Annotated in this window: 17 protein-coding genes and 3 tRNA genes; 8 read left to right on the plus strand and 12 right to left on the minus strand. The window is 44.2% G+C overall.

The window, feature by feature from the left end; translation table 11 throughout:
* Positions 1-32 precede the first annotated feature (32 nt).
* Positions 33-575: a hypothetical protein gene (locus MSED_RS08005; RefSeq protein ID WP_012021521.1), complete on the plus strand. Its 543-nt coding sequence runs from the start codon at positions 33-35 to the stop codon at positions 573-575.
* Positions 576-651: 76 nt separating this feature from the next.
* Entirely contained in the window at positions 652-849 is a 198-nt protein-coding gene (locus MSED_RS08010; RefSeq protein ID WP_048060116.1) for a hypothetical protein, read from the plus strand.
* 2 nt (positions 850-851) lie between these two features.
* On the opposite strand, the gene sucD is transcribed toward MSED_RS08010, so the two are convergent.
* From sucD to MSED_RS08030, 4 genes are read right to left on the minus strand one after another with little or no spacing between them, the layout of a single operon-like run.
* Positions 852-1,709 (minus strand): succinate--CoA ligase subunit alpha, encoded by an 858-nt coding sequence (sucD, locus tag MSED_RS08015; protein WP_080512770.1) that lies wholly within the window; start codon positions 1,707-1,709, stop codon positions 852-854.
* Positions 1,706-2,719 (minus strand): succinate--CoA ligase subunit beta, encoded by a 1,014-nt coding sequence (locus MSED_RS08020; protein WP_012021524.1) that lies wholly within the window; start codon positions 2,717-2,719, stop codon positions 1,706-1,708. The genes sucD and MSED_RS08020 overlap by 4 nt, the downstream gene beginning before the upstream one ends.
* Positions 2,720-2,721: 2 nt before the next feature.
* On the minus strand, positions 2,722-3,387 hold the full coding sequence (locus MSED_RS08025) for an endonuclease III domain-containing protein (RefSeq protein ID WP_012021525.1): 666 nt from the start codon (positions 3,385-3,387) through the stop codon (positions 2,722-2,724).
* Complete coding sequence (locus MSED_RS08030; RefSeq protein WP_012021526.1) at positions 3,380-4,330, minus strand: UDP-N-acetylglucosamine--N-acetylmuramyl-(pentapeptide) pyrophosphoryl-undecaprenol N-acetylglucosamine transferase; 951 nt, start codon at positions 4,328-4,330, stop codon at positions 3,380-3,382. Before MSED_RS08030 ends, MSED_RS08025 begins: the two co-directional genes overlap by 8 nt.
* Before the next feature lie 45 nt (positions 4,331-4,375).
* Between MSED_RS08030 and thrS the strand changes: the two genes are divergently transcribed.
* Both thrS and MSED_RS08040 read left to right on the plus strand, forming a co-directional pair.
* A complete protein-coding gene (thrS, locus tag MSED_RS08035) occupies positions 4,376-6,001 on the plus strand; it encodes a threonine--tRNA ligase (protein ID WP_012021527.1) in 1,626 nt (541 codons plus the stop codon).
* Positions 6,002-6,472 (plus strand): methylated-DNA--[protein]-cysteine S-methyltransferase, encoded by a 471-nt coding sequence (locus tag MSED_RS08040; protein ID WP_012021528.1) that lies wholly within the window; start codon positions 6,002-6,004, stop codon positions 6,470-6,472.
* 172 nt (positions 6,473-6,644) lie between these two features.
* Here MSED_RS08040 and MSED_RS08045 read toward each other — a convergent pair whose 3' ends face one another.
* Positions 6,645-6,842 carry a hypothetical protein gene (locus MSED_RS08045; protein ID WP_012021529.1) on the minus strand — a complete coding sequence of 66 codons (198 nt, stop codon included), beginning with the start codon at positions 6,840-6,842 and terminating at the stop codon, positions 6,645-6,647.
* Between the two features lie 287 nt (positions 6,843-7,129).
* Here MSED_RS08045 and MSED_RS08050 point away from each other — a divergent pair.
* Positions 7,130-7,216, plus strand: a tRNA-Thr gene (locus tag MSED_RS08050).
* Positions 7,217-7,218: 2 nt separating this feature from the next.
* On the opposite strand, the gene MSED_RS08055 is transcribed toward MSED_RS08050, so the two are convergent.
* The 3 genes from MSED_RS08055 to MSED_RS08065 all read right to left on the minus strand — a co-directional run bounded on the left by MSED_RS08055 (position 7,219) and on the right by MSED_RS08065 (position 9,731).
* Entirely contained in the window at positions 7,219-7,572 is a 354-nt protein-coding gene (locus MSED_RS08055) for a hypothetical protein (RefSeq protein WP_012021530.1), read from the minus strand.
* 100 nt (positions 7,573-7,672) lie between these two features.
* Positions 7,673-8,095, minus strand: coding sequence for a universal stress protein (locus MSED_RS08060; protein WP_012021531.1), 423 nt, complete (start codon positions 8,093-8,095; stop codon positions 7,673-7,675).
* A gap of 316 nt (positions 8,096-8,411) precedes the next feature.
* Positions 8,412-9,731 carry a glycosyltransferase family 4 protein gene (locus tag MSED_RS08065; protein ID WP_048060119.1) on the minus strand — a complete coding sequence of 440 codons (1,320 nt, stop codon included), beginning with the start codon at positions 9,729-9,731 and terminating at the stop codon, positions 8,412-8,414.
* Between the two features lie 116 nt (positions 9,732-9,847).
* On the opposite strand from MSED_RS08065, the gene MSED_RS08070 reads away from it, so the two are divergent.
* A tRNA-Ala gene (locus tag MSED_RS08070) sits at positions 9,848-9,937 on the plus strand.
* Between the two features lie 132 nt (positions 9,938-10,069).
* On the opposite strand, the gene MSED_RS08075 is transcribed toward MSED_RS08070, so the two are convergent.
* Positions 10,070-10,504 carry a phosphate-starvation-inducible PsiE family protein gene (locus MSED_RS08075; RefSeq protein ID WP_048060120.1) on the minus strand — a complete coding sequence of 145 codons (435 nt, stop codon included), beginning with the start codon at positions 10,502-10,504 and terminating at the stop codon, positions 10,070-10,072.
* A 436-nt stretch (positions 10,505-10,940) separates the two neighbouring features.
* The gene (locus MSED_RS08085; protein WP_012021534.1) at positions 10,941-11,393 is read right to left on the minus strand and encodes a nucleotide-binding protein; all 453 of its coding nucleotides are present in this window, start codon (positions 11,391-11,393) and stop codon (positions 10,941-10,943) included.
* Positions 11,394-11,747: 354 nt separating this feature from the next.
* Here MSED_RS08085 and MSED_RS08090 point away from each other — a divergent pair, with 354 nt between their 5' ends.
* Positions 11,748-12,014 (plus strand): hypothetical protein, encoded by a 267-nt coding sequence (locus MSED_RS08090; RefSeq protein ID WP_012021535.1) that lies wholly within the window; start codon positions 11,748-11,750, stop codon positions 12,012-12,014.
* Here MSED_RS08090 and MSED_RS08095 read toward each other — a convergent pair whose 3' ends face one another.
* Complete coding sequence (locus MSED_RS08095; RefSeq protein ID WP_012021536.1) at positions 12,015-12,545, minus strand: cob(I)yrinic acid a,c-diamide adenosyltransferase; 531 nt, start codon at positions 12,543-12,545, stop codon at positions 12,015-12,017.
* Positions 12,546-12,703: 158 nt separating this feature from the next.
* Positions 12,704-14,101 (minus strand): hypothetical protein, encoded by a 1,398-nt coding sequence (locus tag MSED_RS08100; RefSeq protein WP_048060335.1) that lies wholly within the window; start codon positions 14,099-14,101, stop codon positions 12,704-12,706.
* Between the two features lie 326 nt (positions 14,102-14,427).
* Here MSED_RS08100 and MSED_RS08105 point away from each other — a divergent pair.
* A tRNA-Ala gene (locus tag MSED_RS08105) sits at positions 14,428-14,501 on the plus strand.
* Position 14,502: the final 1 nt, after the last annotated feature.

Genomic DNA, 14,502 nt, shown 5'->3' on the forward strand with positions numbered 1-14,502 from the left:
TTTTATACAACCACGTATAAATCTAATTAGTGATGGAAAAGAATGAAAAGGTTGTCGTAGATCTTGAGGGAAATAGTGTTAGATTTAACGGAGTTCCAGAGTCCTTTAGGGTTAACTCCATCCACGTTTCACCTCCCATGGACGGGTTAGTTCATTTTTACATCGAGGACAAACAACTGGTTCTCTCGCTTACTGAAGAGGAGTTAACCGAGGTCCTCTCCAGAGCAAGAAAAGAGGAGATCACTCCCTCACAAAAGGATTTTGAGATATCGCAGATAGGGCTGGTATATAAACTTCTCGTGGATTCACTTGAGGTGATCAATGTCTCCGATTGGTCCTTACAGACAATGTTCACCATAGTTAATGGGGAAAGGGCAAAGCTCACAATAGGCCCAAATTGCGAGTATAACGACTGCGTCTACCTAGCTCTCTTCTCGGCAAACGGGTTCATCTACTATCTTAAGATAAGGTTCTCAGACGGCTCCTTTGAGGTCTCAGTCTTCAGGATTACCCCATCGGTTCTGGAAAACGAGCTTGTGTTCCATATGCTTAACAAGACGTTTAGATTATACTAGCTTTACTTTTACTTTGGAACTAAAGAAGGAACTGCATAAAGAAAGGTTTTAAAAAATGAGACCTTACTATTATCTTATGAAAGAAAGAGAGGTCGAGGCAAAGAGGCTCGTGGGAAAGAAACAGGTTAGAGGAAAGGTTTATGAATACGAGTACTACACTCTTCCTCTAAACCTATATATTCCAAAGTCAATGGTAGAAAAATTCGGAAAAAGATACATGCTACAGGTGGACGAGGACACAGGAACAATAACAATAAAACCTAGAACCAGCTGAGCTCATTTCCTCACTATTTTGGTCAAGATATCTCTTATTTCATACGGTGTCTTAGCCACAGGTATATCGGCTTTCTTGAATGCCTCTATCTTGCTTTCAAATGTTCCCATCCCCATGTAGACCACTGCCCCTGCATGACCCATCCTTTTCTCCCTCGGGGCAGTTAGCCCGGCGATATAACCCACGATGGGTTTCTTGATCTTTCCCTCCTTCTTCAGTTGTGCCACCCTTTCCTCCATCGTTCCCCCTATCTCTCCTATGATCACGATGGCCTCAGTGTTATTGTCCTTGTCGAACTCTTGAACGACCTCCTGAAGCTGAGTCCCAATTATGGGATCTCCCCCTATTCCTATGACCGTGGACTGGCCCAGATCCCCAACAAGATGGGATACCTCGTAGGTTAGGGTACCAGACCTGGACACTATACCCACTGTACCTTTTCTGAAATATTTCGCTGGCAATATTCCTAGCAATGACTCACCAGGTACTATGAGCCCTGGGCAGTTAGGTCCAATTATCCTAGTACCCCTAGCCCTAGCATACCTAACAAATTTAGCCACGTCAACGACGGGTATGTGTTCTGTGATAACCGTGACCAACTTTATCCCAGCATCTACTGCCTCATACACGGCCTCACTGGCGAAACGTGCAGGAACGAAGATTATTGACGCATCTATTTCATGCTCCTTGACAGCTTCCTTGACAGTGTCATAGACCGGAACTCCGTTCACCTGGGTTCCTCCTTTCCCCGGAGTGACTCCAGCTACAATCTTCGTTCCATACTTCAGCATCATTGAGGTATGGAAGCTTCCTTCCTTCCCTGTGATTCCTTGAACAAGAACCCTAGTCTGTGAATTTATGAACGTAGGGCATCACCTATTGCGGTTAATGCATCTTCGTAAACTCTTATCCCTTGACTTTGGAGTATTTTCTTCCCTTCATCCTCATTCGTACCAGTTAACCTGACGTAAATGGGTTTGTTTATCTTACGATAGGCCTCCACTATCCCCTTAGCTACCTCATCACACCTAGTTATTCCACCGAAAATGTTAATCACTATCTTTTTCACCTTGGGGTTACTTCCAACCCTGATCACCGCAGACGCAACCTTTTCGGTATCTGCACCCCCTCCTACATCTAGGAAATCAGCCGGATTTCCCCCCATTAGTTTCACGAGATCCATGGTCGCCATTGTAAGACCTGCGCCATTACCCACTATGCCCACGTCTCCCTCGAGTTCGACGTAGGAATCCGCTGGAACTTTCTCCCTCTGTAGCTCCTTTAACAGTTCTTCGTGTCTATACAGTGCGTTATCATCTAGGATTACCTTGGAGTCGAGAGCCAGAGGACCGTTCTCCGTGATGGCGAGCGGATTAATCTCAGCCAATTCAGCGTCGTACTCCAAGATTAGCCTGAGTAAACCTTCTATGACCCCTCCGAGACCCCTATACCCAACATATTTCTCGATTGCATCCACATCGTACCTCATTAATTTTCTATCTATGGGGATAACAAAAGTCTTGACGTCCTTACTCTCCTCAATGTTTATCCCACCAAATGGGGATGCCACTATCATCGGGTTCCCAGTCTCTCGATCCATCATAGCTGAAAGGTATATTTCCCTGGTGTGCGGGACAAATTCCTCTATCAAGAATGTGTTTATACCTTCCTTCATGAGTTCTTGAATCGTGCCGTAACTGTCCTCAGTTACCCTAACAAGCCCCCTCTTTCCCCTACCGCCCTCAAGTAGTTGTGACTTAACCACCACCTTCCCTTGAACGTGAACAGGGGACTTCACCACCTGTCCGCGAGGCACTGGGATGTTAACGAGCGAAAAAAGCCTCTTTCCCTCATACTCGTAAAGCTTCATGGTTATCTATAATTATATTCGCATACTTGTTTAAGAAAGCATCTATCACACTTAGGCTTGGTTAGTAAACAAAAAGCTTTTCCAACAGCACCTAAACCAGCATGCAAAATCTTATACAAGTATAGGTCCTGTTGAACATTATGGTAGACGAAGTTGGGTAAGTCACGTTTCTTCATTTCCTGCCCAGTTACCCTCCCTAGTACCCTCCTAGAATATTCAGTGTTTGGGAATACAGGTTGATGACCCGCGAAGAGAAGGATGGAATCAGCGGTCTCCTCACCGACGCCCTCTTGGGTCAGAAGTAGAGGCCTCCTCTCAAGCAACAGGACTTTGTTTAGACCACCCATTTCCTTAACAAATTTAGCGAAGTTCAGAACCCTTCTAGCCTTAGTCCTGTAGAAATTGATGGGTCTGAAATAGCTCTCTAAAGTCGGGAGATCCAGCTCTGCTATGGAGTCCACCTTGGCAAGTCCGTGTTCCTCCAGTGTCCCAATTACCCTCTTTACTGATTCCCACTTGGTCAATTGGACAAGAAAGGCTGAGATCACAATCTTATCGGCTGAATCGAAGCCATCCCACCACTCATAGGATTTGGGATCGGTAATAACCCAGCCTGTGTGTCTTATGACTTCCTTATTCCCCTCAAAGAGCTTAACGAGTTCATTCAAGATAATCCATGATCACCTTCACTAACCTCTCTGTCCCAGGTTCATAATAGTTGGGCTTTTTACGCTTCTGAATGGCCTTAAGCAATTCCTCGTCTTCCCAAGTGGATGGATCGTCTAGAAATTCTGCACCTATTATTTCGGAGTATAGTTTCACATCCTCGTGGGTAGCAGCCCTGGTGAGGCTCTTGTTAAAGACAATGATTGTGGGTTTCCCATAGAGCACGGCTGACTCCATGGCTGTTTTACCCTGATGAGTTATTACCAGGGAAGCTCCTGCGATAAATCTCTCAATATCTGGATCAAAGCTGAATGCTTTTACGCCACTTTTCACGTATGGCTCAGGAGATATCTTTCCAGTCTGCATTACCAGATTTGTTAGCCCTAGACTGGAAATCCTGTCAAAAAGGGCTTTGAAACCTTCGGTCCCCGCGGTGACTAGGATGAAACCCTCGTCCACTGGATCATATTTTCTCCTTTGAAGAATGGGCCCCACCACTATCCCGTTCTTATAAAGCCTAGATTGCTCCTTCCAGTGAAGGAACACTCCCTTGGAGAAGTGCGATAACACGGACACTGCCTTTCCCTTGGTCACAATCCTATCCTGGCTTTCTAGCGTGAAGAGAGTGGAACCCCTCAATCTTTGAAATAAAGAAGGTATCACTGAATGATTCGAGCCAGTAGCAATGACCACGTCATAACTTGGAAGAGAAATTGATTGCGAGAGCGCCCTAAACCCCCTTGTTACCAAGGAAGTGTTTGGGCCCTTCGGATCCCTAGGCTTACTAACCTCGTATATCTTCTCAGCGTGAGGGCTCAAGAGCTTCCTGGAGTTTTCGTCGCCCTCAGGAATCACGAAGTCAACCTTAAAGGGTAAATACTCTGCGATGGCCTTGGCAAATCCTGTATGTCCCCCTCCGCTCGCTATAATGAGCAGCCTCTTCATGCTAAACTATAAGATTTTTACCCTTTTAGCCTATTTAGGGCTAACATGGAGTCCTATAGAGGATTGTGGCTAAAGGGAGCAATAGTAATGGCATTAAACATGTATGAGGCTGGGCTCACTCCAGTGGAGATAGGCCTAGGAGAGAGAGATTTTTACATTGATGTTCAGTCAGATTCGGCTCTTTCCCTTCAGGAGTCTGAGAAGTTTGCCCAGTGGAAAGATCACAAGTACGAGATCAAGGACGGAAAGGTAACCTATAACGGAAAACAAATACTTCTTCAAGGGGACGTGACACCCTCTGGAGAACCAAGATATTTCAAGGTTCTGAACATCTCAGTACATCATCCCTCAGCTAACGTTCAGTTGGTGAGGATTAGGGGTATTGCCTTTGAGACCAAGGAACAAATGGACGATTACCTTCAGTGGTTGGAGAAGGCCTCCGAGACTGATCATCGTATTATAGGGGAGAGGATGGATCTCTTCAGTTTCCACGAGGAATCTGGTCCAGGTCTAGTCCTGTTCCATCCCAAGGGCCAGCTAATTAGAAATGAGATGATAAACTACATGAGGGAGATTAACGCTTCCATGGGATATCAAGAGGTCTACACATCTCACGTGTTTAGGACTGTTCTTTGGAAGATAAGCGGTCATTACGATACTTACAGGGACAAGATGTTGATCTTCCAAAAGGATGATGACGAACTAGGAATAAAACCCATGAATTGTCCCGCTCACATATTAATCTACAAGTCAAGAGTTAGGAGTTACAGAGATCTTCCCATAAGGTTCTCCGAATTCGGCAACGTTTATAGATGGGAGAAGAAGGGGGAGCTTTACGGCTTACTTAGAACAAGGGGATTCACGCAGGATGACGGTCATATCTTTTTAAGGGAGGATCAGCTGAAGGACGAGGTAAAGAATCTAGTTAGGAAGACTCTTGACGTCCTCGGTAAGTTCGGGTTTAAGGGAGAGGACGTTCGGATAAATCTGAGCACAAGACCAGATGAAAGTATAGGAAGCGATGAACAGTGGGAGAAGGCGACTAAGGCATTGCTAGATGTACTAAAGGAACTTAACGTTCCCTATGTCGTGAAGGAGAAGGAGGGGGCGTTTTATGGACCCAAAATAGATTTTGACATAAGGGACAGCTTAAACAGATGGTGGCAATTGTCCACTATTCAGGTAGATTTCAATCTGCCTGAAAGATTCAAACTGGAGTACGTGGATGAGGATGGAAGCAAGAAGAGGCCGGTCATGGTTCACAGGGCCATATACGGCTCGCTCGACAGAATGATAGCCATACTTCTTGAACATTTCCGTGGAAAGTTACCCACCTGGTTGTCTCCCGTTCAGGTAAGGGTTCTACCCATAAGTGAGGACAACCTAGATTACGCTAAGAGGGTTATGGACGTGCTAGTGCAGAGAGGTATCAGAACGGAAATCGATCCGAGCGGGGAAACGCTTTCCAAGAGGATAAAGAGAGGTTATGATGACGGTGTTCCTTACCTTGTCATTGTTGGTAGGAAAGAGGCCTCTGAGGAAAAGGTAACCATCAGGGCCAGAGGAAACGTGGAGATAAAGGGGGTTCCTCTTTCCAGATTTGTGGATGAGCTCTCCCTAGAAATCGGGAACAGGGACGCTGAAAATACTCTGATTAAGAGGATTGGATAAATGATAAGATATGGGACATACATGAGCCCCTTTGGCCCTATTACCTTGGTTTCGGAAGATGAAAAGATAGTTATGCTGGATTTTTGTAAGTGCGCCGAAGAAAGCCTAGTGGATAACAATAGTTTTGTAGGTCTCTTCAAAAAACTTGACAATTATTTCCAGGGTAAGAGGACTGACTTCGACGATATACCAATCAGGCTTAACACGAACAGCTTCAGGATGAGGGTTTACAAGGAGGTGAGGAAAGTGAAATGGGGTGAAGTAGTTACTTATAAGGATATAGCGGAGGCTGTAGGAACTTCACCTAGGGCAGTGGGGGTTGCACTGTCGAAGAATCCAATTTTACTACTAATTCCTTGCCATAGGGTTGTAGCTGAAAACGGCTTAGGTGGTTATTCCAGGGGTGTAGAGCTGAAAAGGAAACTTCTGGAACTTGAGGGTAGCTTAATCAAAGTACCCTCAATAAAATGAGGGATATCTTACCCTTGTTTCACACCTATACTGTCATTTGGAAACATTTTCTTCATCTCATCAACTGAATATAATATTTAAAAAGTACAAAAATGAAAAGAAATATTGCTTCTCTGCACTTAACTAACACTCACATAAGATCTGACCGAAAAACTAACTTGACGTAAATCCTTTACTGGTTTAAGCTGTACTCTAAATCCTCAGAATCGCCTATATACCAATCCCTGGTAGCTCTCTCTACTCCCTTCTCCTTTATCTCCTCTAACATGAAATTGAAATGCTCGTTAGCAATTTCCGCACAGTCCTCTGGAAGCCTCGAGATAAGCTCGTTAACTATTTTCCTTATTAGGCCTACGTTTTCTACATCCATCGTAATATTTTGAAAGTTATATAATAGGGGGAGAATAACGTTAGTAATAATAGTTTAGCCAAGCCGTGTTGTCCTATATCGAGTGTAGTCATGTAGCGGAGTTCGAGAAGTTTAGGCTCTGTTGGGTAAGGGATTATTCTCGTTCTAATTCTCTACCCTTGTGAATGGAAAATCTAATTCTTCCCCCTTTCTATCTCTCGCTTCCTATCGCAAGACAACCAGGTCATAATCGCGAGGCTATAGTCATGAATAAAATTTTTGAACTACTCCATGCTCTACTTATCTGTGCCGCGGTAGCTCAGCCTGGCTGGAGCGCTGCCCTGGTAACCAACCCGGGCAGGCAGAGGCCCCGGGTTCAAATCCCGGCCGCGGCTCCTCACATATAAGTTTGGGGCTGTTGAGCTATTGGAGATTTCCTTATCATGTTTTCAATGATCATGTTTCCCTTGCTAAGTTTTCTAAGAACGTAAATTGATAGCACTTTCAACTTTCTCTTTCTCAGATCATCCATTTCCATTTCTATTCTCCTTAATTCCAAGTCTTCATCTTCAAATTCATCTAGAACCGACTCTCTTGAATTTAGATCCCTGAGTATTTTCTCTATTTCAGAAGAAACCCTAAGTATTTTCTCATCTTCCTCCTCTTTCGTTAATTCTAAGATCATTTTACCAGCCTTAGTTACATTTCCCTTATTCAGTTCATCAGCTATCTGAAGAAGAGTCTCGAACATTAGAATAAATTATGTAGGTTGAGGTTATAAATAAGTTTTAATGTGATGCCCGGCATTCTTCATTTAGAAATATTTTGTGTAAAAATTACTCATCGTGAAATCATCTAACTACCAGGACTGGGACTTTAGACTCCTGGACAACCCTGGTAGAGACACTCCCCAACAGGACTCTTTTCATCGTAGATAGTCCCCTGCTTCCCATCACTATTAGCTTTATATCGTTCTTCTGAACATAATCAAGTATAACGCTAGCCGGATCCCCTTCCAATGCCTCACCTACACCCTTCAGTCCCGCATTTGTTATCTCCTTTAACGCGTAATCTAAGTCATCTTTTGCCTTTTTCTCCATGGCCTTTACGGCATTCAAAGGAGGTAAGACGCCGGAGCCGTAGAATATGGCCTCATCTACTACTTCTATAACATATATCACACTACCATACCTCTTCGCAATGTCTATGGCAACCTGAAGAGCCCTCTTTGAGTGTTCAGATCCATCGAATGGCACGAGAATTGAATCGAACATTTCAATTATACATTTGACAATATACCATTTAAAGCTCTACTAAGATAGAGTAAGGCCAAAAGTTGTATCACTGTTAACTTCTTAGGGTCCACGTAATTTCAATAATATTAGTTTGCGATATGACGGATCATAGATGAACTGGGTGTGCAGAATTGGACCATTTACCTTGTTATGAGCCTTGGAATTGAAGATGTGAGATCAAGGTTTATGTGGATTTGACGAGAGTTAATGCCGGGTTAGTCCTAGGACTAGAAAGACAGATGTAAGGGCTTCCAATTCAATAAATTCCTCTTTTCTCTCTAATTATTTAGTCCCCTTACTTGCTATGAATGTAACCTCTTTGAGCCTCCTCTAATGCTTCCTTTACTTTTCCTGACGCTGTTTGTACGGAACATTGTGGCAATGTCTCATAACCTCTTTGACCTAACTTGTCGTAATTCTTTACCGCTTCCACCAAAGCCCATGACATTTGATCTGGTTTATCAGGCGAAAAAGTGTATCCATTCACCCCATTTATGATCAACTCACTTACGCCGGCTCCCTCGCTTACTACCACTGGCTTCTTGTAATTCCACGCTTCACATATTGTTAACCCAAACCCCTCGCTTCTTGAGGTCAAAGTGACCACGTCGCTTCTTTGATATAAAGCCATTAGTTCATGGTCGCTCACATATCCTGTGAAAATGACCTTATCCTGAACTCCTAGCTCCACCACTAAGTCCCTTAGCTTTCTTGCCCAAATACTAGCCTTATCATGGCCAAGGCTCTTACTGGTGAAACTTCCGTTCCCTGCCACTACCAGCTTCAAGTTGGTGTTTTTGATAGCCTTAATCGCTATGTCCTGACTCTTTATCGGGTCCATTCTTCCCACTAACAGGACTACCTTATCATCCTCTTTGATCCCAAATTTCTCTGAAACAGATTCGACTTCGCTCTTGCTTACGTGGGAGTAAGCTGAGGGATCTATGAAGGGATATATTTGTCTAGCTTTCACCTTGGCACCTGATCTGACTAAGCCCTCTAGGTCACGTTTTGTACTGGATATGATCAGATCGAAACCCTCAAATGCCCTAACTAGGAACTCTCTGACCCTATCACTTAACCTCTCTGGCACAAAGGGAATATGGTACCATAGGACTGCGGGAGCTGATGGGCCAATTATCCCTCCCACGAGTAACTGCTGGAAATCATTTATCAGATATACGTCTGTATCAGAATAGAATTCCAGGAGTTTAAGGGCAGAATGCCAGTTGTAGGAGGCATAAGCTATGTAGTCTGAGCCAACGATATTATAGTTGTACATGCCGTGAGCTTCATTGTATAATCCTTCCTTGAATCTGGTGTAACTGGATAGAAGAGTTGGAGGTAAATCGATGAAGTGAATATCTATTCCTTCCAGCACAACCTGAGGAGGGTATCCAGGTCCTAAGGCTACCCATCTGCTCCTCTCAAATCCTGAGGTTTTGACTAGGGACATCATCATCCTAGCTACTCCGCCCACTGAGATCTGATAATCTTGGTCAGAAAGTGAGCTCAGATCCAGTGGGATTGGAACTTCTCCATATCTCTCCAAGAGTTCCTTGTAGGTGAAGTTGAAACGGATTGGAGGAGTTTGAGTATTAATGGCAATTCTCATGCAGTAAGTAACGTAACTACCTGTTATAAAGATGAAGAACCCACGAGAATAGAGAGGAATGTCCCTGGTCGTTACTGGCGATAACATTTTTAGTCAAACGGTTAGATGAAGTATGTGGGCCGGTAGCTCAGCCTGGAAGAGCGCTCGGCTTGCAACCCACGGGCAGGATACCGAGAGGTCCCCGGGTTCAAATCCCGGCCGGTCCATACTATTTTATGAGTATTGTAATTATTAGCTTGACTATAGTATATTTTCTACAGCTTCTCACATAGCTTACTGACCCGCCTAAATTAGAAATTCATTTAGTAGTAAGGCACATATAACTAAAATAAGTTCGATTACCTCGCCTTTTTCCTGGTGAGCTGACGTTGACCGAGCCTCTTTTTTCCCTTCCTAGATATAACATATCTTGCTAAGGACCCGGCAACTATGAGGCTTCCAAGAGTTAACAGATCAGTATAGTTAAAGGGAGGAGCAAGTATCTCGATGATAATTTCTCTAGATACAAAGGATATCATCGCGTCTATAACGTAGACAACACTCCTTCCTTTTCCCCTAAAGAAGTCTAGGGCACTTAGATATACTTCTAGGAAAACGATAATTAAGAGTACATTCTCAAGAATCACAGAGGCAACGTAGATCAACCCCGCTTGAAATGCCGTAACTATCTGAACTGCAGTGCTGATAACTGTGAACCCTAAGCCTATTAGGAGCAGAATCTGCACTATTACTGATACTGTTTTAAAGACAAGTGAACTGCTAATTATTTTCACAGTATCATTTAATATTGGTCTATTCAAATAGTTATTGGTAAAGGATTCGAGAAACCTAAACTTTGAAGAGTAATGGTACGAATGTATGAAGGAATAAATGGGAGTGATTCTCCTTCACGTGAACTTAAGGTCAAGCTTACTAGCTTCCAGATATGAAGTTAAAGATCTAGATCGAAATTATATCCCGAAATTACTTTTTATAACAATCTCCTGTGGCTAATGGACGTTATCCTCTATCATCTTTGCCATGTTTACTATTTCTTTTGGAATATCTGCATTCCAAAATCCATTAAATGATAAATCTCTGTAGAAAGGTATTATTAACATACCAAATACGGGCTTAGAATTGATTTTAAAATTACGCTCTTCTCTTGTCATATTAATTACAATAAAGTCTAGGATTCCCCTAGCAGAGTCACTACTATTTCTGACTAACTCAATATATGATTCGATCATTTTTTTCAGTGGACATTATTACAAACTCTTGAGGACTACTGACAGCTATAACATGCGTGGGATCACTCTTAACACCATAAAATGCGAGCATCTCTCCGGAAACTATTTTGTCATATATGTGAACACCGTAATCGATAATTAAATAGTCTGTCTCTGAGATTATTTCATCATACTTGTCTTTAATTTTACTCAAGTTAAAAGAGGAAGAAAGCTGAGAGGACATGGAAACTATCTTAAGGTTCCCCTGGTCTATCATGTAATCATGACCATCTTCCAAACTACCCCGAATCCCATGAATATTACATAGTGTCCGAGACGAACTGATATCCAGTATTGTTACCCTATGTCTTGCCGATAACACCTTTGCAATTCCATTTACTACAGTTGATTTCCCTACACCGCCCTTAGCTCCGATGACGGCTATTCTAATCATTTTCTTGGTCTATAACATCTAGCAAAGAAAATATTTCCGCTTTCTCTTTGGCCTTGAAAAGCGTTGAGGTAGAAATTGGAATTCTCCTTTAGTGATAGCACTTCTTTTTCTGATGCGAAAACAAAAGTCATAGTTTACAACCTGATCTTAAAGGTCGAGTACTCATCGCGATCTTTCTAAGGCGGTGTATTTCTTTTACTACCTGTTAGCTACACGTAATCCTTCAAAGCGTCTGTCACTACGTCCACCTCAAAACACCTTTAAAAGCTGTAACACCTCCTTTTGTCTAGAAGGAGATAGTGGTGGTAACCCGATGGCAATATTAATATTTGGAACCAGAGGGCACAGTATCACATGGTTAAACTTGTCAACTGGAGGAGAGCGACGTTAACTGAGCAGAAATTGAACATCACTTCCATACTTAAGAGAACCAGTGCTGATATAGTGATTATTCCCTTAAGTCACAGCAAATTAGTGGAATACATAAAGTCCACGGATCTAGATACCATGGAGCCTTTAATCATAAGACTTGAGAAAAAGGGCAAACTCACGAGGGAACTCAACAAGCTGAAACGGGAAGGATTTGAGGTAAAGGTAGTTCTTCCTAACCTAGATAATTGATCATTTGCTTTTACCTTTCCAGATCACGTCCTGGTTTCCTGTCTTCTTGTTAACCCAGAGTCCCAGAACAAATAGTAAGCTTGAAAGTCTATTCAGGTAAATAACGTGGCTCTCTCTGGTTCTATTCTCTCGATAAAGACTGACTACACTTCTCTCTGCCCTCCTACACACAGCTCTGGCTAAATGTAGAAAGGATGAGGCAAGATGCCCACCGGGTAAGACGAAGTTCTTTAGGGGATCAAGCTGATTTCCGTAGATATCAATTAATTTCTCTATCTTCTCGATTTTATCCTTCTCAAATCCCATGTCAAATCCAGCAATTTCTGAAGAGATCTCAAAGATATCCCTCTGTATATCTTGAATTGGATCCCTTAGCTCAGGGTATAGGGATACCACCACCCCCAGGACCGAGTTTAACTCGTCTAGGTTGCCCAACGCTTCCACAAGCTTGTCGTCTTTCCAGACTTGTCCTATGGATGGGATCCTTGTGAGACCTGAATCACCTGTGCCCGTGTACCACTTTCCCGACAATGTGCGAGGCCATGGATCATCAACTCTTGGGACTTAAAAAGACTAGTACTCCAAGTGAAACAAAACGAATAGTGGCGAGAAGACCTTGATGAGCCCTGTGAGGTAGGGGGTGTTAGGCTCCTCATTGCACTACGTGCTACCTTAGAACCAAGTGGTAACTATCTAGAGGCGCAATCGGTAACGATCCCCACTAGATCCTCGTAGGAGTAGTATGGATACTCCAGGATGGCTGCCGAGGCACAGTTCTCAACCTTGAGCCTATTCTGATACCACTCCCTGTAGAGTAATCTATCCGTAACTGGGGGAGGATTGCCAGACAGCTGTTGGACTAGTTTGTTATAGAGCGTTTCAAGCTCGGAGGCTCTTTCCTTAGCCTCGGTCAAGGCCTGCTCGTAGGATTGATCCATCCAGTCAATCAAGGTAGCAGAGGCCAGGGCTATGAAGGGAGCGAAGCCTATCTCCGACAAGGCCTTCTTGAACCGTTCCGCGCCATCGAGGAGGGCCTGGAGCTCCGGCTCAAGGCTGAGCTCCTTAGCCCAGGTCCTGACACCGGTGGAGGTGAGCGGGGGAGGCCTCACAGCCCTCACGGCAACAACTTCGAGACCTTGAAGGGAAAGAGTCTCGTATCCCGAGACCAGTCCTGCTACCCCGAAGCCGGAGCAGGTGTTCCCGCAGGCTATTGAGGTGAGAATAGGGGCGCCCAGGTCGGCGTCGCCTATCCTAGTAAAGGACTTGCCAAAGTTGCATAAATTCTCGGGCATAATCTCGGCACAGATTGAGGCTAACTCCTGGCTAATCCCGTTCAGGGTAAAGAATGGGAAGTAAATGTTACCCAAGATGGTAAGACCACCTATCTGTATGGGCTTGGCGGGGGTAGCCCCTATCCCCTCATAGACGAAGGGGTATCCATCAGAGGACAAACGCATTTCATCTTCACCAGATCTAGACAGGTAATAATTTCCCTTTTTGTCCCGGTACGTTAGAAATGTACTAGATCTAGCTCTCAGCTCTGGCGCATTGCTCAACAATCCCATGAAAACTACCTGGTAACTTGAAAGTACGTTCCAAATCCGCCCAGGGATTCCATTACAGTCCTCGAACTGAGCTGGGTTGTACCAGACTGGTGGCACTTCAGGTCTCTGCATGGGAAATATCCCGATCCCCACCTCGGCAAATCTCTCAAGGATAGCTAGCCCGATCTTCCCGTAGGAGGTTGCCTTACTCCCTCCTTGGTACGCTATTATGGTTCCGTTGGTCCAGTGGGGAGATACCCCACCCACATAGTACCACTCCCCTGTGTCCTCGGTCCTGAGGAGGAGACCCTGTCTGAATATCTTGTCCGGGTCGTTGTCAACCTCCTCGCTCACCCTGTGAGAGCTCGCGATCGCAAGGTAAACCTCGTATCTCCGCGCGCTTTGCTTCTCGTACAAAGAGAAGTAACCCCTTAACCCCTGCTGGAGGCACTGCTCCTGCTTCGTGTTCAGGCTTACCTCGAGACCAATGATTGGCCCCAGCGCTCGGCTCACACCTGAAATTGCTCCAGCTTCTTGATCCATATTCATTTCCACATCGGGAATTTATTTATTCGTTATCGTCGCATCGAGGGTATTACCTGTTTTTGAAACATTAAATAGCTGGTCTGGCCAGAGCCTTACCCTGACATACCGTAATAACTACGTCTAGCCCCATGGCGTAACCTATGGTCCTCACATTTTCGTCCATTTCTCTGCGGAAATCTACTAGATGTCCTTGGCTATAGCCTTACTAATTATGGATGCGGCGATACCACAACTGAGTTAAACCAGTCACATATCTTCTCAGAAAGAACCCTGGTCCTCTTAAAGGGTAAAAATAAAACTAGATAACCGGAATTGATGGTGGTGGGCCGGTAGCTCAGCCTGGAAGAGTGCCTGGTTCGCACCCAGGAGGTCCCGGGTTCAAATCCCGGCCGGTCCAT

This window comes from Metallosphaera sedula DSM 5348, from assembly GCF_000016605.1.
In the GTDB taxonomy this organism is placed as follows: Archaea; Thermoproteota; Thermoprotei_A; order Sulfolobales; family Sulfolobaceae; genus Metallosphaera; species Metallosphaera sedula.

Bases quoted from the DNA above. Each gene is read 5' to 3' on its own strand.
- MSED_RS08005 (WP_012021521.1), top strand. From the start codon at position 33: ATGGAAAAGAATGAAAAGGTTGTCGTAGATCTTGAGGGAAATAGTGTT.
- MSED_RS08010 (WP_048060116.1), top strand. From the start codon at position 652: ATGAAAGAAAGAGAGGTCGAGGCAAAGAGGCTCGTGGGAAAGAAACAG.
- MSED_RS08020 (WP_012021524.1), bottom strand. From the start codon at position 2,719: ATGAAGCTTTACGAGTATGAGGGAAAGAGGCTTTTTTCGCTCGTTAAC.
- MSED_RS08030 (WP_012021526.1), bottom strand. From the start codon at position 4,330: ATGAAGAGGCTGCTCATTATAGCGAGCGGAGGGGGACATACAGGATTT.
- thrS (WP_012021527.1), top strand. From the start codon at position 4,376: ATGGAGTCCTATAGAGGATTGTGGCTAAAGGGAGCAATAGTAATGGCA.
- MSED_RS08040 (WP_012021528.1), top strand. From the start codon at position 6,002: ATGATAAGATATGGGACATACATGAGCCCCTTTGGCCCTATTACCTTG.
- MSED_RS08045 (WP_012021529.1), bottom strand. From the start codon at position 6,842: ATGGATGTAGAAAACGTAGGCCTAATAAGGAAAATAGTTAACGAGCTT.
- MSED_RS08055 (WP_012021530.1), bottom strand. From the start codon at position 7,572: ATGTTCGAGACTCTTCTTCAGATAGCTGATGAACTGAATAAGGGAAAT.
- MSED_RS08060 (WP_012021531.1), bottom strand. From the start codon at position 8,095: ATGTTCGATTCAATTCTCGTGCCATTCGATGGATCTGAACACTCAAAG.
- MSED_RS08065 (WP_048060119.1), bottom strand. From the start codon at position 9,731: ATGAGAATTGCCATTAATACTCAAACTCCTCCAATCCGTTTCAACTTC.
- MSED_RS08085 (WP_012021534.1), bottom strand. From the start codon at position 11,393: ATGATTAGAATAGCCGTCATCGGAGCTAAGGGCGGTGTAGGGAAATCA.
- MSED_RS08090 (WP_012021535.1), top strand. From the start codon at position 11,748: ATGGTTAAACTTGTCAACTGGAGGAGAGCGACGTTAACTGAGCAGAAA.
- MSED_RS08100 (WP_048060335.1), bottom strand. From the start codon at position 14,101: ATGGATCAAGAAGCTGGAGCAATTTCAGGTGTGAGCCGAGCGCTGGGG.